Origin of the sequence: Oceanicoccus sp. KOV_DT_Chl, assembly GCF_900120175.1 — a bacterium.
Taxonomy (GTDB): Bacteria; Pseudomonadota; Gammaproteobacteria; order Pseudomonadales; family Dasaniaceae; genus Oceanicoccus.
Window position 1 is genome coordinate 258,039 of the sequence record NZ_FQLF01000001.1, and the last position, 20,753, is coordinate 278,791.

The 20,753-nt window shown below is 47.0% G+C and carries 17 protein-coding genes; 14 read left to right on the forward strand and 3 right to left on the reverse strand.

The window, feature by feature from the left end:
* Positions 1-166: 166 nt before the first annotated feature.
* On the forward strand, positions 167-1,306 hold the full coding sequence (gene ald / locus UNITIG_RS01150; protein WP_101756723.1) for an alanine dehydrogenase: 1,140 nt from the start codon (positions 167-169) through the stop codon (positions 1,304-1,306).
* A 147-nt stretch (positions 1,307-1,453) separates the two neighbouring features.
* Here ald and UNITIG_RS01155 read toward each other — a convergent pair whose 3' ends face one another.
* Positions 1,454-1,909 (reverse strand): MarR family winged helix-turn-helix transcriptional regulator, encoded by a 456-nt coding sequence (locus UNITIG_RS01155; RefSeq protein WP_159931023.1) that lies wholly within the window; start codon positions 1,907-1,909, stop codon positions 1,454-1,456.
* A 212-nt stretch (positions 1,910-2,121) separates the two neighbouring features.
* On the opposite strand from UNITIG_RS01155, the gene UNITIG_RS01160 reads away from it, so the two are divergent.
* The 6 genes from UNITIG_RS01160 to UNITIG_RS01185 all read left to right on the forward strand — a co-directional run bounded on the left by UNITIG_RS01160 (position 2,122) and on the right by UNITIG_RS01185 (position 7,535).
* Positions 2,122-3,138, forward strand: a complete 1,017-nt coding sequence (locus UNITIG_RS01160) for an LLM class F420-dependent oxidoreductase (protein ID WP_101756725.1) — start codon at positions 2,122-2,124, stop codon at positions 3,136-3,138.
* On the forward strand, positions 3,139-3,492 hold the full coding sequence (locus tag UNITIG_RS01165; protein WP_101756726.1) for a hypothetical protein: 354 nt from the start codon (positions 3,139-3,141) through the stop codon (positions 3,490-3,492).
* Entirely contained in the window at positions 3,489-3,689 is a 201-nt protein-coding gene (locus tag UNITIG_RS01170) for a hypothetical protein (RefSeq protein ID WP_101756727.1), read from the forward strand. Before UNITIG_RS01165 ends, UNITIG_RS01170 begins: the two co-directional genes overlap by 4 nt.
* On the forward strand, positions 3,665-4,726 hold the full coding sequence (locus tag UNITIG_RS01175) for a hypothetical protein (RefSeq protein WP_101756728.1): 1,062 nt from the start codon (positions 3,665-3,667) through the stop codon (positions 4,724-4,726). The genes UNITIG_RS01170 and UNITIG_RS01175 overlap by 25 nt, the downstream gene beginning before the upstream one ends.
* A complete protein-coding gene (locus tag UNITIG_RS01180; protein WP_101756729.1) occupies positions 4,723-6,357 on the forward strand; it encodes an AMP-binding protein in 1,635 nt (544 codons plus the stop codon). The genes UNITIG_RS01175 and UNITIG_RS01180 overlap by 4 nt, the downstream gene beginning before the upstream one ends.
* Before the next feature lie 362 nt (positions 6,358-6,719).
* Positions 6,720-7,535: a universal stress protein gene (locus UNITIG_RS01185; protein WP_101756730.1), complete on the forward strand. Its 816-nt coding sequence runs from the start codon at positions 6,720-6,722 to the stop codon at positions 7,533-7,535.
* A 205-nt stretch (positions 7,536-7,740) separates the two neighbouring features.
* On the opposite strand, the gene UNITIG_RS01190 is transcribed toward UNITIG_RS01185, so the two are convergent.
* Positions 7,741-8,064 carry a hypothetical protein gene (locus UNITIG_RS01190; RefSeq protein ID WP_145999046.1) on the reverse strand — a complete coding sequence of 108 codons (324 nt, stop codon included), beginning with the start codon at positions 8,062-8,064 and terminating at the stop codon, positions 7,741-7,743.
* A 63-nt stretch (positions 8,065-8,127) separates the two neighbouring features.
* Positions 8,128-9,141: an AraC family transcriptional regulator gene (locus UNITIG_RS01195; protein ID WP_101756732.1), complete on the reverse strand. Its 1,014-nt coding sequence runs from the start codon at positions 9,139-9,141 to the stop codon at positions 8,128-8,130.
* Between the two features lie 116 nt (positions 9,142-9,257).
* Between UNITIG_RS01195 and UNITIG_RS01200 the strand changes: the two genes are divergently transcribed.
* The 7 genes from UNITIG_RS01200 to UNITIG_RS01230 all read left to right on the forward strand — a co-directional run bounded on the left by UNITIG_RS01200 (position 9,258) and on the right by UNITIG_RS01230 (position 20,748).
* Positions 9,258-10,487, forward strand: a complete 1,230-nt coding sequence (locus UNITIG_RS01200) for a cytochrome P450 (protein ID WP_235015194.1) — start codon at positions 9,258-9,260, stop codon at positions 10,485-10,487.
* A 116-nt stretch (positions 10,488-10,603) separates the two neighbouring features.
* Entirely contained in the window at positions 10,604-12,301 is a 1,698-nt protein-coding gene (locus UNITIG_RS01205) for an AMP-binding protein (protein ID WP_235015195.1), read from the forward strand.
* Between the two features lie 403 nt (positions 12,302-12,704).
* A complete protein-coding gene (locus UNITIG_RS01210) occupies positions 12,705-14,231 on the forward strand; it encodes an acetyl-CoA acetyltransferase (protein WP_101756733.1) in 1,527 nt (508 codons plus the stop codon).
* Positions 14,232-14,278: 47 nt separating this feature from the next.
* On the forward strand, positions 14,279-15,487 hold the full coding sequence (locus UNITIG_RS01215; RefSeq protein WP_101756734.1) for an acetyl-CoA C-acetyltransferase: 1,209 nt from the start codon (positions 14,279-14,281) through the stop codon (positions 15,485-15,487).
* Positions 15,488-15,502: 15 nt separating this feature from the next.
* Entirely contained in the window at positions 15,503-17,641 is a 2,139-nt protein-coding gene (locus UNITIG_RS01220) for a 3-hydroxyacyl-CoA dehydrogenase NAD-binding domain-containing protein (protein ID WP_101757146.1), read from the forward strand.
* Positions 17,642-17,768: 127 nt separating this feature from the next.
* Entirely contained in the window at positions 17,769-18,944 is a 1,176-nt protein-coding gene (locus UNITIG_RS01225) for an acyl-CoA dehydrogenase family protein (protein WP_101756735.1), read from the forward strand.
* 13 nt (positions 18,945-18,957) lie between these two features.
* The gene (locus UNITIG_RS01230; protein WP_101756736.1) at positions 18,958-20,748 is read left to right on the forward strand and encodes an acyl-CoA dehydrogenase C-terminal domain-containing protein; all 1,791 of its coding nucleotides are present in this window, start codon (positions 18,958-18,960) and stop codon (positions 20,746-20,748) included.
* Positions 20,749-20,753: the final 5 nt, after the last annotated feature.

The following is a 20,753-nucleotide window of genomic DNA, read 5'->3' on the forward strand; positions in this document are numbered from 1 at the left end:
GTTTTGCGGCGAAATTCCGCCACTCAATCTCCCTCAGAATAAATCACTTAAATTTTCAGGAAAAACAGATTTAAACGCCGTTTATTGTTTTTTTTAGAGAGAAAATCCTGAGAGTTTATTCTTATACTGCCGTCATGCAAACAACCCCTATGTTGAGGAATAAATCATGTTAGTTGGCGTGCCAAAAGAAATTAAAAACCATGAATACCGTATCGGCTTGACGCCCGCAGGCGTGCGTGAGTTGGTCCAGCATGGTCATCAAGTGATGATTGAGAGTGACGGAGGAACCGCTATCGGTTTGACTAATGAAATGTATCAGGCGGCAGGAGCGGAAATTATCGCTACCGCGCAGGAGATATTTTCCCGTGCCGATATGATTGTTAAGGTCAAAGAGCCACAGCCTCAGGAATGTAAAATGCTACGGGATGGCCAGACGCTGTTCACCTATTTACATCTGGCGCCAGACCCTCAGCAAACCCAGTTATTAGTCGAGTCCGGTGCAACCTGTATCGCCTATGAAACAGTTACCGATAAAAACGGTGGCTTGCCTTTATTAGCACCCATGAGTGAAGTGGCTGGCAGAATGTCGATTCAAGCCGGTGCTCATTGTTTGGAAAAGGCGCAGGGTGGGAGTGGCATTTTGATTGGTGGTGTGCCGGGTGTTGAACCAGCCAATATTACCGTTATCGGTGGCGGTGTGGTCGGTTTAAATGCCGCGCGGGTAGCGATGGGAATGGGCGGTAATGTCACCATTTTGGATCGTTCGCTGTCACGCCTGAAGCAAATTGATGAGTTGTTTGAAGGTCGTATCAAAACCTTATTCTCCACCACTGAAGTGTTAGAGCAGCAATTAAAAGATGCCGACATGGTAGTCGGGGCGGTATTAATTCCGGGAGCTGCTGCGCCGAAACTGGTGACCCGTGAAATGCTGGGTTTGATGAAGCAAGGTTCAGTGCTAGTCGATGTAGCTATAGATCAGGGCGGGTGTTTTGAAACCAGTCGCGCAACAACGCATCAGGATCCTACCTATGTGGTTGACGGTATCACTCACTATTGTGTGGCGAATATGCCTGGTGGTGTAGCCAGAACGTCAACCTTTGCGTTGACCAATGCGACTCTGCCTTATGTATTGGCGTTGGCGGATAAGGGACCAAAACAAGCGCTGTTTGATGATAAACATTTGCTGGAAGGGTTAAATGTTCACCACGGTTTGGTGACTTGTGAAGCGGTAGCATCGGCTTTAGGTTATCAATTTGTGGCAGCTGAAAGTGCCTTGGCAGGCAGTGATTTACAAGTTTCAGCTTGAGATTTATCTGATAACAGGAGCCGCTTTTTGCGGCTCTTTTTCGTTGTGGGTTATTATTTATGGCTGCGAGTTTGGGCGCTTTTTGGGTGCCGAATCAATAGGGGATCAAAAAATCTTACATTAAGAGAAGGGTCAATGACTCCGGCTCTATTGATTGCTCAGAACGGTGAGATCACCGCGAATGGCGGCCAGTGCTTTTACCGCGCTCTCAATTTCATGGGTACCCAGAGAAGCTGCTACATTTTTTGCCCATATGAGTTCACGCTGCTCTATTGTTGTCAGCGCAGCTTCACCGTCTTCGGTAATTGACAATAATCGCGCCCGCTTATGATCAGGGTTTACGCTATAGGCGATCATTCCGCTATCAACCAGAGCATCGGCAAAACGCTGGACGGTTTGCCTTTGAAGGTTCATGCGTCGCGCCACATCCGCTACAGTTAATTCACCATTGGCTTCAGCTACATGCACCAGGCACCACCACCGCGAACTAGTTAGGCCGAGATCCTTGGTCATTCTATCGCCCTTGAGTTGCAACTTAGGCGCAAGCTGTAACACTTCAAGCACTAAATCCAATACTAATTTGCTATGCGCGGAACTGGACACAAGAGTCACCATCTTTTACTAAATTTGTTCGCTATAAATATACTTGTGCGCATACTAGCACAGATGACAGCTTGCACACATATTGTAAGCATGCTGTCATTGATGTAATCTGCTCAACACTACCGGGCGTATTCAAGCCAACTCAAAGACGCTTGCGGTCTACGATCTTAATTGCAAGCAATGCAAGGTACCCAGCAACGAGGATAGAAACGATGAGTGAGTTAAAATTAGGCCTGGCACAGGGCTATTGGAGCAGAGGCCCCCATGAGAATTTTGTTGAGATGGCACAAGCAGCCGAGAACCTCGGTTATGACTCCGTTTGGTCGGCTGAATCCTGGGGCAATGACGCCTTTACGCCGCTGTGCTGGATAGGCGCGCAAACCACAAAAATTAAGCTAGGCACTGCTGTTGTTCAGCTTTCTGCACGTACCCCCACTGCTTGTGCTATGCATGCTTTAAGTCTGGACTTATTATCCGGCGGTCGTTTTATCTTGGGGTTGGGTGTTTCAGGCCCGCAAGTAGTTGAAGGCTGGTACGGCCAACCCTTTCCCAAGCCTTTAGCGCGCACCCGTGAATACATTGATATTGTACGCCAGGTATTGGCTCGCGAAGCTCCTGTTACCAATAACGGCCCGCATTATCCGCTACCCTACCTCGGTGACGACGGTATGGGGTTAGGAAAATCACTGAAACCCATTGTTCACCCTTTACGAAAAGACATTCCTATTTTTATGGGTGCAGAAGGTCCGAAAAATATTGCCCTCGCCACTGAGATTGCCGATGGTTGGTTACCACTGATTTATAATCCCTTTGACGAAAGTGTTTATGCTGATTCGCTAAAAGATGCCAAGCCGGATTTTGAAATTAACCAAATGGTGATGGTCGATGTTAACGATGATGTGAATGTTGGCCTGCTTAAAGTGAAGACCTTTTTAAGTTTTTATATTGGCGGCATGGGGGCTAAAAATACCAACTTTCATAAAGACTTGTTCTGTCGCATGGGCTATGAAGCTGAAGCGAATAAAATTCAACAATTATTTATGGAGGGCAAACGCGACGAAGCCGTGGCTACTATTCCCGATGAATTTGCTGATAACGTATCACTGGTAGGGCCTAAAGATCGCATTAAAGATCGCCTGCAAGCGTGGCGCGATTCTAAAGTCACTACTCTGCTGGTTGCGACCACCGATAAAAAACAACTGCGTGATATCGCTGAGCTAGTGCTATAAATGACTGCAGCATTTAACACGGCAGAGTTGCCGGCGAACACGCCTGTCTTGATTGGTGCGGGGCAAATGGTTGAGCGAGAGGCAAGCCAGCACTCGCACATGCAATTAGCCGCGCAAGCAGCTGTTATCGCCCTCGGTCATGCTACAACTAACTCGGCAATTGATAATGACGCCCTTGCGGCGAATATTGATACGATTGCGGTCACCCGATTATTTTCCGACATGGGCCAGCTATGGCCTGTCAATGGGGGCGTAGCAATAACCCTCCGCAATCGATTGCTCACGTCATTAAAGCCAACCCCAAGCATCGGATTTACTCTCGCGCTGGCGGTAATCAACCGCAATCACTCTTGATTGAGTTTGCTCGTGACATTGCTAACGGCGAACGTGACATGGTGTTAATCGCCGGCGCTGAAGCGTTGAAAAACCAGCGGCACGCCGATAGAAAACAAAAAGAGTTACCGGACTTTTCCCTCAACTGGCATGAGAATTTTAATCAGCCCTTGAAGATCGCGGCATCGGCGAGATGTTTGCCACACCGCAAGAATTAAACAACGGCCTGAATAACATCGCGCTGTATTATGCGTTAATTGAACAGGCCCAGCGCCAGCAAGCTGGCCGTTCTATTGAAGCGCATCAGCAAGCGATGGCAAAACTATTAGCGTCCTTTAGTACCATCGCTTCTAACAACCCTTATGCACAATTTGCTGGCCAGCAAACCGCTGAAGAGATTCAAAGCGCCAGTCCAATCAATCACATCTATACCAAGCGCATGATCGCACAGGATAGCGTCAATCAAGGTGCTGCGATTATTTTGTGTAGTCTGGGTAAAGCTAAAGCGTTAGGTATTCCTGAATCACACTATATTTATTTACATGGCATGGCCGAAGGTATTGAACATCCTCTTAGTCAGCGCCTCAACCCAGCACAATCTTCAATTGCCAATCAGGTCACCGACCGTGCGCTCAGTATGGCGAAGCTGACAATGGATGATATCGATCTGATTGATATTTATAGCTGCTTTCCCTGTGCGATTACTGCTATTGCCGAACATCTTGGCCTGCCCGTTGATGGCAGCCGCGCACTCACTCTCACCGGCGGCTTGCCTTATTTTGGTGGTCCCGGTAATAACTACAGCATGCATGCAGTGGCTGAAGCTGTTCAACAATTACGTCAAGCAGAACATAAAAACACTTACGCAATGGTAACTGCCAATGGCGGTATGTTATCCAAACATGCTGCGCTCATTTATTCGAATCTACCAAGTACTATTGACTGGTCAACGATTAATACTACCGTTTCGCACGCACTACCGCCGGTTGATATTAATGAAAACCCTGGCACCGGAACGATTGTGTCCTATGTCATTTACCCTGATCACAAAGGCCATGTGAAAGCGGTGATTATCGGGCGCACAGATCAACACGAGCACTTTGTTGCTGGCACCGAAGACGGCGCTACCATTACTGCCATGCAAAACGAAGATCCCTCTGGAAAAACAGTAAAGGTCAACCCTGTGCAAGGAAAACTTTTTTTTCATTTACAGATAGCTTCTGTAGACAACGTCCACGAGGAGAATCTTCAATGAGTTGGAATTACAGTGAAGCTGTTGATCGTATCGGCCAAGGGCCGATGGCTAATCGCACCGCATTGATCCATGAGCACGAACGAATCACCTTTGCCGAACTACGCAGCCGCGCGCGCGGCATTGGTGCCTGGTTGCAGGCCCAGGGTTTAAAAAAACATAGCCATGTGGGCCATTACCTCCGCAACTCCAACGCCTACCTTGAAGCGTTTTTGGGTAGCAGTTTAATCGGTTGCGCTCACGTCAATATTAATTACCGTTATCAGAATCAAGAGCTGGAAGATCTGTGTAACTCGCAAGATGTCGAAGTGTTGGTGTATGCCGCTGAGTTTGCACAGCGAGTTGCCGAAATAAAACCGCAACTGAAAAAAACGGTAGCTTTTGTTGAGGTACCCGACAGTCAGCTTACAGCTAGTATCACAACACCCATTAATGACTTTGCGGAGTTACTCAGCACACTCTATACGCACCCCACTGACACATTAATCACCGACACTGACAGCAACAATCACATTATCATCGCCACCGGCGGCACCACCGGTATGCCTAAGGGAACACAGTGGGAACACACCGGCCTGTGGCACAAAATGAAAGTATGGAGTATGGGCGTTATGGCAGCGGCAGGGCTAGCAGAAGCACCGGCATCGCTCGATCACTACCTGGACATTTTACAAACGCTGCCTGCGGCTAAACCGCTATTACCATTATGCCCGCTCATGCATGGCACCGGCTTAATGATGGCCATTACTGCGCTGGCTCAGGCTTCGCCTGTGGCGACTACCGACAACCAAAAATTTGATGCCGACCACTGCCTTAACTTAATTGCTGATCATCAAGTCGGCTCCTTAGTCATTGTAGGTGATGCCTTTGCGCTGCCCTTGCTCGATGCGATAGAAGCGCGCAATGATGGCTGCTTTCAATCGGTTAAAGCGATTGTCTCTTCCGGCGCGATACTTAGTGACAGAAGCCGAGCACGTTTTATCGAACAGAATAATGACTTGATCCTGCTCGATACCCTGGGTTCTAGCGAAACCAGCGGCTTTGCGTTAACCACCGAACAAGCGGGCGTATTTCTACCCATGCCCACCACAAAAATTTTTGACGACGACCTCAACGAAGTCATACCGGGAAGCGATACTATCGGCATCGCTTATGCCGGTGGTTTTATTCCCATTGGCTACTACAACGAGCCGGAAAAAACGGCTGATACTTTTGTCATTATTAATGGTGAGCGCTTCGTTAAAACGGGCGACCGCTGCAAGGTCAGAGCTGATGGTTTATTAGAGCTATTAGGCCGCGATAATAGTGTGATTAATACTGGCGGTGAAAAAGTCTACACTATAGAAGTAGAGCAACTGCTTATTCGTCACAACACCATTACAGACGCACTATTGGTCGGTCTGCCCCATCCCCGCTTCGGTAAAATGGTTGTCGCAGTGGTCGAAGGGCAGAACCTTACTGCCGAAACAATTGATGTACCCGCACTACAAGCCTACCTAAAACAACATCTGGCCGATTACAAAGTTCCCAAAAAAATCTACCCCATCAATTCCATGCAACGCTTTGCAAACGGAAAAGTAGATTACGCGATGATTACAGAATTTGCGGCAGATTGTTTGGCGAAGTCCAAATAATGAGTTTAATAAAGGGGTCAGAGCCCTTTATTCTATTCCACTTTTTTAGGTTTTTTTCAGCAATATGCAGTCAGGTGATTGGCGTATGATTTCCGGCAACCCTTAATACTTCAATTGTGAAAGTTATTGCAAAGGAGATAATAACGGTCTATGCCGCTTGTTTTATCGTTGGCTAGAGGTTGTCGCAAAAAATTCATAGGTATGCGCCATCCTTGTTCCTAAAGTAATTTTCTGCCCCAAAGATGGGCTCTTTTTTTGTTAAATACTTATCCTCAAGTGAGCAATGCTGTGTTAGTTTTTTTGGCACAGATTTTGTGTGTATTTATAGATATTAATGCCTAGATATAGCAGGAGCTTAGATTATGGCTGTTCAAGAAAATGTATTTGTAGTTGTCGATCCCAATAATGATGTGCATGTGGCATTTGATCGCGCAATGCTAACCGCGCCGTTACGTAGTGTGCCACCGAAATTATCGGTGATGGTGACAACTAACCGGGAGACTGTTGATACTAGCGCTAGCAATAGCAATCTGTATCGCAAGGCCAGTTGGTTTAATGACACGATTAGAAAGCCTTTGGACGATTGTGGTTTGGAATACGATATTGAAGTGTCATGGTGCCAGGATTGGCAGGAGTCGATTTTAGTAGCGGCTAAACGAGCGGGCGCAACTGAAATATATTTGCCGATGCATAGCAAGCCCTATTCAAGTCGGTTAACGTTTAGCGATTCAAAGTGGGAGTTATTTAAACGCGCGGAGTGCCCGGTAATTTTGGTGCGCCCTAATACGGCTTTGCAACGTAAAGTTATTTTGGCAGCCGTTAATTTTCAGGCAACAAAACCCAAGCAAATCGAGTTAAACAAAAAGATTTTAGAGCGGAGTCATTGGGTCGCGGAAGGTTATGGGGCAGAGCTTCATATCGTTAATGGTTATCTTGAATCACTGAATTACCCGGACCGGGGAAAGCTGGTGCACGAAACCGGATTACCTTCGGAGCGGATTCATGTGTTGCAGGGTTATACCGATAATGTTGTTGCTGATGTCGCCAGAACTATCAAAGCGGATGTAGTGATTTTAGGTACGTTGGGACAGAATGGTCGCGAGAAAAGTATTCGCGGTAACACCGCTGAAAGAGTTATTTCTGCAATAAAAGGTGATGCGGTTATTATTAATGCATAAAATTGAAGTGCAGTTTTATGGTGTTGACTCAATTTTTTGGTACTGAATTTTTCTCGCAGTTTCGACTATTGAGCTAGGCTTGCATGTTATTTTTGATGATCAATTTTTCATGGCCTTTTTTTCTGATGGCAGTTAAGTTTTTATCGAGAATGTCAGTGGTTTCATAATTGAATCGTTCGGCGCTTAAACCTAAATACAAGTCTTTTTAGATAATTTTTGGCAAGACTTTAGCGGTGATATCAGTATTCCTTTTGTTTCTGCGTAGTAGTGCATTAGTTGTATAGTGATCACTGATAATAAAATAAACTTTGCATGCATCCAATTTGGCGAAGGTTTCTTCAAAGGTTTTTGCTGATATTACGTTAAGATGATCGGTGGCGTATTGAGTAAAAGTTGATGCAAAACTGGATACACCATCGACATTGATGTAAATACCTCTGCGGCTTTTCATGTCTTTCCAGCTATTAATGTCGGTTTGCTTGAGCGGGTAGAATACACCGCTGGTGGGCAGTGAGTCTGTCCTTACCAATTTCAGATACCTTAAAAATAATATTAGAACGTCTACTGTACGGCTTGTCGCTAGTTTAACCCTTCAATTGCGCCTGATTACTTTACGAAATTTACCGGGGGTAGTGCCTTCCCAACGCTGAAATGCATGCTGAAATGCACTCTGGTCATTGAAACCCAGGTAATCGGCAACTTCACTCAGTGTTAACTCAGGTTTTACCACCAGCTCCCGGGCGAGCCCTCTGCGCACATCATCGAGTAGTATCTGGTATTTCAACTGGCGTTCATGCAGGCGACGTTGCAGCGTGCGCGATGTCATATCCAGCGCCTTGGCCGTATCGCCAATTTTTGGCAGGCCAAAGGGTAGTTGGTTGAGGATGACCCCACGGATAGTGTTAATCAGTTTGTCTTCACCACGTAACGCCATCAATCGTTGTCTAGCTAGATCTTCTGTATAAGGGAACAAGTCATCCTGATCGTAGCGCGATTTCAATTCAAGAAACTGTTTCGGTACAAAGATGCGATCGGCACTGCAATCGAAACTGACATCAGCATTCAATACCTTCTCTACATGCGCAGTGCTGCCCGCATACTCATGCTTGAATTCAATACGGATATGATGCGAGGGATAACCGATCTGGGAGCTCGCTAGTGCGAGGATATTTGCAAACATATGCTCAATCACATGGCGACTGGGACGTCGTGGTACGTTGCTCAGCCATGACAGCACCAAATTGTCCCCCTCGGGTTCATCTAGTTCAAACTGTGCAAAGTCCAATTGCAGGCGGGAATAGTTCAGCAACGCTGATAGCGCTATCAAAGGGGTAGGCGCCGACATGGCCAGATGTGATACCAGTCCCCAGGAACGTGGCATTGGGCTGGCACCCATGTTGAGGCCGAAATGTTCATCACCGGTCAGTGCTTGCCCCACGACAAAGAGCCGCTGGTAGTCCTTTAGCGATACCCGGCCATTAAGCACCAGTTGCTGTCTATTATTTCGTTTTAATTCATTGAGTACCGCGCTCTCGTCAATACCCTGGCTGGAAAGGTACTCGAACGCGGCATGCATAAAGCTTGGGGAGACAGTAGGGATAGCCATTGGCGCGTTATAGCATAGATTGGCGCGAATTCACAATATGGCGCGAATTCACAACGTTAGACTAAAGGCTGAAACTATACGATTAGCACGTTATTAACTGCCAAGGAAAACTGTTTATGAACCGTAATCTGGAATTACTGGACCCAGCCATTATGGGTAATGAAGAGACCATGTACAGCTTGTTAAATCATCTGCGTGAACACGACCCTGTTACTTATGTAGAGCATCCTAACTACGAGCCTTTCTGGGCGCTCACCCGTTACGATGACATAAAGTTCATCAGCCAGAACAACAGCCGCTTTCTTAACAACCCTCGTACGGTACTGGTACAAAAACAATTTGAGCAAACGCTTTTAGAGAAGTTTGGTTCTCGCAACGGTCTGGAAACGCTGATCCATATGGATGCCCCCAAGCATAAGAAGCTTCGGGGTGTCACGCGCGAGTGGTTTAAACCAGGCTCTATTGGAAAACTCTCTGGTAATCTAGAGGCCATCGCCAAGCAGTATGTTGACAAAATGGAAGCGATGGGCGGGGAGTGTGACTTTGTAAAAGACATTTCTTTGCTCTACCCGTTACAAACCATCATGTCCATTATCGGTGTACCACCAGAGGAAGAATCCATGATGCTGAGGTTAACCCAGGAGCTGTTTGGAGGTGCCGACCCTAGCCTGGCCCGTGGAGCTGATAGCACTGACGCGCTGGCAGTAATAATGGATTTCTTTACGTATTTTACTGCGCTAGTGGAAGACAGGAAGCAGAACCCGCAGGACGATCTGGCGACAGTGCTAGCGACGGCACTGGTGGACGGCGAGCCAATGGAGCAATTAGACCAGATCAGTTATTTCATTATTACCGCGACAGCAGGACACGATACTACCGCTGCCACGATAGCGGGTGGCATGAAGGCGTTGATAGAAAACCCGGAACAATTACAAAAATTACGTGATAACCCCAAGCTTTGTAATAGCGCGGCTCGTGAAATGATTCGTTATACCGTCCCAGTCCGACACATGATGCGCACCACGACTCAGGATGAACAGTTTCAGGGGCAAACCATTAAGGCTGGCGAGAATATCTGCATGTGGTATCCAGCGGCCAATCGGGATAGTGCCGGCATTAGCAACCCTGATGTATTTGATATTGAGCGAGACAATAAGAACCAGCTGGCCTTTGGTTTCGGCAGCCATATGTGTTTAGGACAGCATCTGGCGATTCTGGAGGTTGAGTTGTTCTTCCGCGAATTATTACCTCGGCTTAAAACCATCGAGATTAACGGCGAACTGGATTGGGTGAAGGCTGTTTTTGTTGGTGGTCTTAAATCGATGCCGGTGCGGTATCAGTTCTAGCCATTTGTTGAAACGCCACTTTTTTTAATACTTGGTTAGAGTGTTAGGAGCACAGCACTGATAAAAATGAATAGCGGTAGGGTGGACAGGGCCGCTAATTAATCAACAAGGTCATTATGATAAAAATAAACGATCCGCTAGCTAATTTAATTTCACCGCTAGATGCCTTTTACCAACGGGTACAGCAATCACCTGACAGTCTTTGCTTTGTGCAGCCTTTAGGCGAGGGGAGAGTCGAGCAATATACCTGGTCTCGTGCCAGTGACGAGGTGCGCAGCATGGCGGCTTACCTACTCTCTCTGGAGCTTCCACCGGGCAGTCATATCGCGTTGTTTTCAAAAAATTGTGCCCAATGGATAATGGCAGATTTGGCAATATGGCTTGCAGGCCATGTCACTATTCCCATTTACCCGACCCTAAGCGCCGAGTCTATTCGCCAAATAATGCAACACAGTGGTAGTCAGCTTGTGTTTATTGGCAAGCTGGATAACTGGGAAGAAATGCAAGATGGTATTGCTGAGAACATCCCACGTGTTTGCTTTTCCTCAAGCCCGGACGCCGTAAAAGCAGAATGCCTGTGCTGGGATAAAGTGCTAACAGAATTTACTCCCTTTGCACAAAGCCCATCACCAGATTTGGATGCACTAGCGACGATTGTCTATACCTCGGGCACTACCGGTATGCCCAAAGGTGTGATGCATTCATTTCGAACCATGGGTACCACCGGCTTGCTAGCGGGTGAGTTATACCAGAGCGGCGGCGCTGATAGATTCTTATCCTATTTACCTCTGGCCCATGCTGCTGAGCGGGCCAGTGTGGAGGTCTGCCAGTTTTATCGGGGATTCGCTATTTATTTTTGCCATTCCCTGGACACCTTTGCTGAAGACCTTCTTCGTGCATCCCCCACATTATTTTTCGCGGTACCGCGTATATGGACCAAGCTGCAGCAGGGCGTCTTCGCCAAATTGTCGCCAAGGGTATTAAATACATTGATGATGGTTCCGGGGGTGTCGGGGCTATTGGGCCGAAAAATATTAGGGAAAATGGGCTTGGGCAATGTGCGTATTGCAATTAGTGGGGCGGCACCATTATCAACCTCATTGCTGGCCTGGTATCGCAAGCTTGGGTTGGAAATCCTCGAAGGCTACGGGATGTCAGAAAACTTTGCCTATTCCCATACCTCTCAGTTGGGTGAGTCAAAAATGGGTTATGTAGGTACTGCCAATCCCTATGTCGATTGCCGTATCGCCGACAGTGGAGAAATCCTGATTCATTCACCTACCAACATGCTTGGCTATTACAAGGATCCAGAGCAAACCCGTGCAACCCTGGATGAAAAGGGTTATTTACACACCGGAGATATAGGAACTATTGATCAGCGCGGTCGGCTGAAAATTACCGGGCGTATCAAAGAGATATTTAAAACCAGTAAGGGAAAGTATGTTACGCCGGCACCGATTGAAAATCGATTATTAAGCAATACCAACGTCGAGCAGGTTTGCGTTACTGGCGCCTCATTGCCGCAACCGATTGCCTTGGTAAATTTATCCGCGGTGGCGATGAAGAAACTCGATAGCAGCGAGGATGGCAAGCAAGAAATCATTAATTCATTCAGCGACTTGCTAAATGAATTAAATGGCATTGTCGATAAACATGAAAATCTGCAGTGCTTGGTTATCGTGCGAGAAATTTGGGGTGTGGAAAATAACTTCACCACACCGACGCTAAAAATTCGTCGTAATACTATCGATGAATATTACGGAAAATTTTACCAATCCTGGGTTGATAGCGGCAACAAAGTCATTGTGGTCTGAGTTAAATGGCGCTTACTTTAGGATTTGGTCATTCCTGCGAAGGCAGGAATCCAGAGGGCTGCGGAGTATGCCTGTGTTATTTAAATGACGAGGGCGGTTTAGTTGTAGATTCATAATAAAACTTCTCAGCAGATTGTGTGCTGAAAAACTGGATTCCTGCCTTCGCAGGAATGACGAATAAGGAAGAAATGATTTAAGTAAGTGCCATTCTGTCCTGAGTTGATAATAAATTTGGGTTAAATAAAAACAGATCAACGAAGATCAACAAAAAATAACCGGCGGAGAGTAAAAGTTAGTGAAACAATTCTTAAAAATATTCTACCGATTAAGCCATTCCATCACGCTTGATCGAAGGTCATTGATCACAGTCTATTGATTACATTTTTGAACAACATGAGCTGCTATGAAAAACAATAATGAAAACGCCCCCGTTATTATTGCAGTAGGGCAAAAAACCTACCGCGATATGGATCTTACACGAAGCCCGGTTGACGCCATGGAGGATGTCGCCAGATTGGCTTTTGCTGAAGTGTCGGGCGATGCATTATTGAAGGATATAGATGCTCTGGCAACCATTCGATTTATTGCAGAGGCCAATGAACATGTCGCGGCTTTAATGCCGCCGAATGCTGGAGAAACCTTGCGTGAGCTTTTAGGTCTCGACAACGCAAACTGCTACCGCGCTAACATCGGTGGCAATACACCGCAGATGTTAGTCAACCATTTCGCAGATAAGTTGGTTGCGGGCGAAGTGCGTACGGTGATGCTCTGTGGCGGGGAATTAATCGCTTCCTTTTTCAAGGCACTATCAGCAGGCAGTGATTTGTCATTTTGGCAAAACGGTGCAGACAAAGATTGCACACAATTAGTTGCGGATAAAGCGGGTACTAGCGCTTTTGAGGATGCCCATGGATTGTTCGAACCGATCAATACCTACCCGCTATTCGAAAGTGCTATCCGCCACCATATGGGCCATTCGATAACACAGCACCAACAGCATTTAGGCGCGTTATGTAGTCGCATGAGTGCAGTAGCGGCAAGTAATGAACACGCTTGGAAAATGCAGAAAAAATCGTCAGCGGAAATCGCCAGTGTTAGTGAGCGTAATCGCTATATTGGGTTTCCGTATACCAAAGCCATGAATGCGGTGTTGGCAGTAGATATGGCGGCGGCAGTGATTATGACTACCGCAGGTAATGCCCGTAAGTTGGGTGTGGAGCCTGGCCAGATGATCTATTTAACGGGTACGGCGGATGCTGATGATCGTTGGCATGTTAGCGAGCGTTTAAACTTTCACAGCTCACCCGCGATAAAAGTTGCCGCTGAGTCAGCCCTGTCTATGGCTGGATTGGGTGTTGATGACATCGACTTGTTTGATCTATACAGCTGTTTTCCCTGCGCGGTTGAAGTGGCTTGTGACGCTATAGGTCTTGCCAGCGACGATCCCAGAGGCGTGACGGTAACGGGAGGCCTACCTTTCTTTGGCGGTCCAGGAAATAATTATTCCCTGCATGCTATTGCCGAGATGGTATCGCGGCTACGTAATGGTGGCGGTAAACACGGCTTAGTCACTGCCAATGGTTATTATCTAACAAAACATGCTGTGGGAATTTATTCGACAGCAGCGCCGCAGCAGAGTTGGTCACCCACTAGCAAACAAAACTTACAGCAACAGCTAGATACTTTGGACTATCCCGCTTTGGAGATGCAAGCCTCGGGGACTGGCACCATTGAGGCGTATACCGTTGCCCATAGTCGTACGGGACCCGAACGAGCAATAGTTATCGGGCGCCTTAATAACCAGCGGCGTTTTATTGCTAACACCACCACGGATGAAGCCACGCTCAATGCTTTGCTTGAACGGGATGCCGTTGGCCTGCAAGGTACGCTGAATAATAATAATGGTCTTGTCAGTTTTGAATTGAATTGAATATAAATAATCAGGCTGAAAAGCCTGTGTTGAATCAGGAGTTTTTCATGTCGAATACCGCGTATATCTACGAAGCTATTCGTACCCCCAGGGGTAAAGGTAAAAAAGATGGGTCACTGCATGAGGTTAAACCAGTGACTTTAGCTGCAGGCTTATTAACTGAATTACAGCAGCGCTTATCGCTGGACACCGCAAAAGTAGACGATGTGGTGATGGGGTGTGTGATGCCGGTGGGTGAGCAGGGCTCAGATGTTGCTAAAACTATTGTGCAGGCGGCGCAGTGGGATGAGAGTGTACCGGGTCTGCAAATTGATCGCTTTTGTGCTTCGGGTTTAGAGGCCGTTAACTTGGCAGCGATGAAAGTGATGTCGGGTCAGGAACACTTGGTAGTTGCCGGTGGTGTCGAAAGTATGTCGCGGGTACCGATGGGCTCCAATGGTGGTGCGGTATTTCTTGACCCTGAATATGCGCTGTCCATGCGATCTGTGCCGCAAGGCGTTGGTGCCGACTTAATTGCTGCCATTGATGGTTATAGTCGCGAAGATGTCGATGCCTTCGCCTTGGCCTCTCAGCAGCGTGCGGCTTATGCCAGAGATAATGGCTATTTTGATCGCTCGGTGGTGCCGGTTAAAGACAGCAATGGTCTTAGTATTTTAACCAAAGATGAGTTTATAAAACCGGCTTCTACGATGGAGATTTTGGGTGGACTTAAGCCATCCTTTGCGCTGCATGGTTCGCTAGGTTTTGATGATATGGCGCTATCGAAATACACCAGTATTGAAAAAATTGAGCATGTCCATACGCCGGGGAATTCTTCAGGCATTGTTGATGGCGCCTCGGCGGTATTAATTGGCAGTGAAAAGATTGGCGTGGATCTGGGCCTTAAACCAAGGGGGCGTGTTGTCGCGACCGCGGTGATTGCGACCGATCCAATTATCATGCTGGCAGGGCCAGGACCTGCCGCTAAACGGGTACTCGAAAAAGCGGGCATGACGGTTGACGATATTGACCTGTTTGAAATCAACGAAGCCTTTGCATCAGTAGCACTGCGTTTTATGAAAGACCTCAACATTTCACATGAGGTCACCAACGTCAATGGCGGCGCCATTGCCATGGGTCATCCATTGGGTGCCACCGGCGCCATGCTAATCGGCGTGGTGTTGGATGAATTGGAACGGCGCAAGTTGAAGCGTGGATTAATAGCGTTATGTGTTGGCGGTGGCCAGGGTATTGCAACCATTATTGAACGAATTTAAGTGGGTGATCAGACAATGAGTACATTTTTATATGAAAAGGACGAGGCGGGTATCGTCACGGTAACCATGGATATGGAAGGTCCGGTAAATACCATGAACGCTGCTTTCAGGACGTTAATGAAAGACACCGTTGATAAGCTGGAGCAAGAGCACGGTTTAACAGGGGTGGTTATAGCCTCCGCAAAAACCACCTTTTTTGCCGGCGGCGATTTGAAGGAAATGTTAGCCACTCAGCCAGATCAGGTGGAGCAATTGTTCGAACAGGTTGAGCTGACAAAATTGCAGCTGCGCCGTCTTGAAAAGCTACAGGTGCCGGTCGTCGCAGCCATTAATGGTGCCGCACTGGGTGGCGGCTATGAGATTTGTTTGGCATGTAACTATCGTATCTTGCTCAATAATCCCAGCGTGATTATTGGTTTGCCAGAAGTAAGCCTGGGCTTATTACCTGGCGGTGGTGGCACCGTTCGCTTGGTTCATCGCCTGGGGTTACAGGCGGCATTGCCTTATTTAACCGAAGGCAAGCGCTTGAGACCTGACAAAGCGCTCGCCAATAATCTGGTGGAACAGCTAGAGGGTGACAAAGAACAGTTGGTTCCTGCGGCAAAACAATGGATCAAAGCTAACCCTGATGCCTGGCAGCAGCCCTGGGATATGAAAGGACATGTGGTACCCGGCGGTGGTATTGCCGATAAAGATGTTCAGCAATTATTACAAGTAGCACCTGCGCTATTGAGAAAAACGACTCGAGGTTTATTGCCATCGCCGGCAGCGATTTTATCCGTCGCTGCCGAGACGATGACGGTAGATTTTGATACTGCTTTACGGGTAGAGACACGACACTTTTTACAGTTGGTGTTAGGGCCTGTCGCTAAAAATATTATCAGTACGTTGTTTTTCCAACTCAACGATATTAATGGCGGCGCCAGTCGGCCTAAAAGCGTAGCACAAAAGAAAGTAAAAAAGCTGGGGATACTCGGTGCTGGCATGATGGGCCAAGGTATAGCGTATTGCGCAGCTTCCGCTGGCATAGAAGTGGTGCTTAAAGATATTTCGATAGAGGCTGCTGAAAAAGGCAAAACTTATTCGCATAAATTGTTGGCAAAGCGAGTAGCAAGAGGTCACATGGATCAGGCTAAAATGGATGGTATTTTAGCCAGAATTAAACCTTCGGAAAATTATCAGGATTTACAGGGTTGCGATCTGATTATTGAAGCGGTGTTTGAAAATATTGAGCTTAAAGCCAAGGTCACTCAGGAGGCCGAACCACTGCTAGCCAATGGCGGCGTGTTTGGTTCTAACACTTCTACATTGCCAATTACAAAGCTGGCCGAGGCGAGTAATAAACCGGAAAATTTCATAGGTATCCATTTCTTCTCACCCGTGGATAAAATGCCGTTAATCGAAATTATCTGTGGCGATAAAACCAGCGATGAAGCGTTGGCGCTGGCTTTTGATTTTGCCCGTCAAATTAACAAGACTGCGATAGTTGTTAACGATGTGCTGGGTTTCTTTACCTCACGAGTGTTCGGTACTTTTATGGACGAAGGCGCGCGGTTATTGCAAGAAGGTGTTAACCCTATTTTGATTGAAAGAATGGGGCAGGCAGTTGGTATGCCGGTGGGACCTTTGGCCGTACACGATGAGGTCAGCCAAAAACTTACCCATAGTGCCGCACAAACCCAGCGTGATATGGGTATGGATTGTTCCATTAGTGATGTCACAGTGCTCGATGTACTGTCTGTGACCTTGATTGAACAGTATGGTCGCGGCGGCAGGGCTCATGGCGGTGGTTATTATGAATACCCTGAAGACGGCGAAAAACACCTCTGGCCTAAGCTGTTTGAGTTATTTCATAAGCCTGAAGTTGAGCTGGCAGAGGATGATATTAAAGATCGTCTGTTGTTCAGGCAGGTGATTGAATCATTAAAATGCTTGCAAGAAGGTGTATTACGTTCAGTCGCGGATGGTAACGTGGGTTCTATTATGGGTATCGGTGCGCCAGTTTGGACAGGTGGGTTTCTGCAGTTTATTAATACTTACGGTGCCCGGAATTTTGTCGATCGCAGTACTGAGCTTGCCGCTAAATATGGTGACCGTTTCATACCGCCTGCCAATGTTGTTGAAGCGGCGAAAAATGGCAGTACATTTAATTAGTCGATGATATAGGTAACTGCTGCACCATGCGGACGGTAGTGCAGAGGTTTTAAATTTGCTCCTTTTTTTGAGCAACCAAGACACATGAACATTATTGAATGTCAGCAATTTTTAAGGAATTCTATTTATGCTAAAACGAAATTTTACCGAAGAGCAGAATATGTTTCGGGATGCCTATCGAAAATTTCTAAGTGCCGAGATTGTTCCTAATATGGAGCGTTGGCGGGAGCAGGGTATCGTAGATCGCGAGGCTTTTTTAAAGGCTGGCGAACAGGGTTTCCTAATGATCTGGCCAGATGAGGCGTTGGGTGGTATGGGCGATAATGATTTTCGTTATGAGCAAATCATCATAGAAGAAAATTCCTACGCCCGCACCAGTGACTGGTTTTGTACTTTACACAGCCGTCTTGTCGGTCCTTATTTTACCCGTTGCGGCAGTCCGGAGTTACAGCAGCGTATTTTGCCAAAGTGTATCACCGGTGAAACTATTCTGGCGGTGGCCATGACCGAGCCAGATGCTGGAAGTGACTTGGCGGGCATGCGAGCTACAGCAAAGCTGGACGGAGATCACTGGGTACTGAATGGCGCTAAAACGTATATTTCAAATGGCATAAACGCCGATGTCATTATTGTTGCGGCAAAAACTGACCCCGACAACAATCCCCATGCGATGGGTTTATTTGTGGTGGAGCGGGGTATGGATGGATTTGAGCGTGGACGCAATCTCAAGAAAATGGGTCTAAAGGCCCAGGACACTGCCGAGTTATTTTTTCACGATGTCAAAATTCCAAAAGAAAATGTGCTTGGTGATCCGCAGCAGGGTTTTATTTACCTTATGCAAGGTTTAGCGGAAGAGCGCTTAATTGGTTCGGTAGGCTATCTCAGTGCGGCACAATTATCATTTGACCTCAGCCTTGAATTTGTTCAGGACCGTAAAGTATTTGGTAAGCCCTTATCAAAGTTTCAAAATACCCAGTTTGAATTAGCGGCGTTACGAACTGAAATTGATGTGGCGCAATGCTATGTTGATCAATGCGTGGCTGCTCATAATGCCGGCGAGTTGACTGATGTTGATGCAGCTAAAGCAAAACTGTTAACCAGTGAGTTGCAAATAAAAGCGGCGAATTTAGGTGTGCAGTTACATGGGGGAGCTGGTTATATGGATGAGTATGCCATTTCCCGTCAATATACCGATGCGCGAATTTCTACCATTTATGCCGGTAGTTCGGAAATAATGAAAATTATTATCAGCCGGGATTTTATGTCACCAAATTATATTCCCTTTAATAGCAAAAACTTTTAATTGAGGTGTGACTATGTCTGATTACAAAGCACCGTTACGGGATCTTCAATTCTCTCTTTATGAAGTTAACGCTTATCGAGATCATCTCAATTCGTTTGCTGCTGGCGAAGCATTTAGTGATGATTTGTATCATGCGATTACGGCCGAGGCCGCAAAGTTCGCAGAAAAAACCTTGGCGCCGCTAAATCAATCGGGCGACCGAGAAGGGGCCAGGCTGGTTTCTCCAGGTACAGTTGAGACCCCCGATGGTTTTAAACAGGCCTACACTGATTTTGTGAATGGCGGCTGGCCATCAATGGAGTTTGCGGAAGAGCGTGGCGGCCAAAACCTGCCAGCATCGCTGGCAACCGTGGTCTATGAAATGTTTCATGGCGCTAACAGCTCATGGTCACTCTATCCGGGTTTAACCGAGGGCGCGACCGTGACGCTACTTACGCATGGGTCGGATGCTCAGCGCGATTTATACCTGTCAAAAATGGTGGCCGGTCATTGGACAGGAACCATGAATTTAACCGAGCCGCACTGCGGGTCTGATCTGGGCTTATTGAAAACCAAAGCCACGCCACAGCCTGATGGCAGTTATCGGATCAGTGGCAGTAAGATTTTTATTACTTCAGGCGAGCACGATTTATCAGAAAATATTATCCACTTGGTGCTGGCTCGCCTTCCTGATGCGCCTGCGGGCGTAAAGGGGATATCCCTATTTATCGTTCCCAAGTTTTTAGTAAACGACGACGGCTCCTTGGGTGATCGCAATAAACTGGTTTGTGGTTCCGTTGAACATAAAATGGGATTGAAAGGCAGTGCCACTTGCGTGATGAATTACGATGATGCGCAAGGATTTTTAATTGGCAAGGAACATTGTGGTCTGGCTTGTATGTTCACCATGATTAATAAATCCCGTCTTGGCGTGTCGATACAGGCGGTCGGTATCGCTGATGGTGCTCTGCAAAGTTCATACAATTATAGTCATGAGCGACTGCAGGGACGGGCACCTGGCGGGACAGCAAACCCGGATAAAATTGCTGATCCAATCATCGTTCATGCGGACATTAGACATAAATTATTAACCCAAAAAGCGTTGCTCGAGGGCGGACGCTTCCTTTGTCATTATAGTGCCATGCTGGTCGATCATGAGTTTCAGGGGGATTCCCAGCAAGCGAAAACAGCCAGTGAGAAACTCGCGATTATGATTCCCATCGTCAAAGCCTGTGTCACCGAGTGGTCGGTGGAGTCGGTGGATCTTGCGCTGCAATCTTTGGGTGGGCACGGCTACATCGCGGAGTGGGATATTGAACAGCGTTATCGTGATGTGAGGCCAAGCCGGATCTATGAGGGTACAACCCATATTCAGGCATTAGATCTGCTCGGTCGAAAAATTTTAGGCGGCAAAGGTCAGGCGCTAGAACAGTGGTTACAAGAAATGGAAAATTATTGTGAGAGTGTTGATGCTGACGCTAGTACCGAGCCGTTACTGTATCAGTTCCGTGCGTTGCTCGCTGATTATCGCAGTCTTCTGAGTAACATTGTTGAGCGCTTAGCTAGCCATCCGGATTATATACCGGGTGTTGCCTCCGACTTTTTAATGATTTCTGGCTATTTGGCGCTCGCTTTTATGTGGGCTAAAGCCGCAGTTGTGTCGCAAAGTAAATTGCAAAAACCTGACGATGATGCAGATTTTTATACTGATAAGTTGAATACGGCTGACTTTTTTTATCAAAAGATTTTACCCCGAGTGAGCTTTCATACAGCGTCTATAAATGCCGGGGTTGAATCACTGCCGGTACCGATATTGGCGCGTTAATTCCC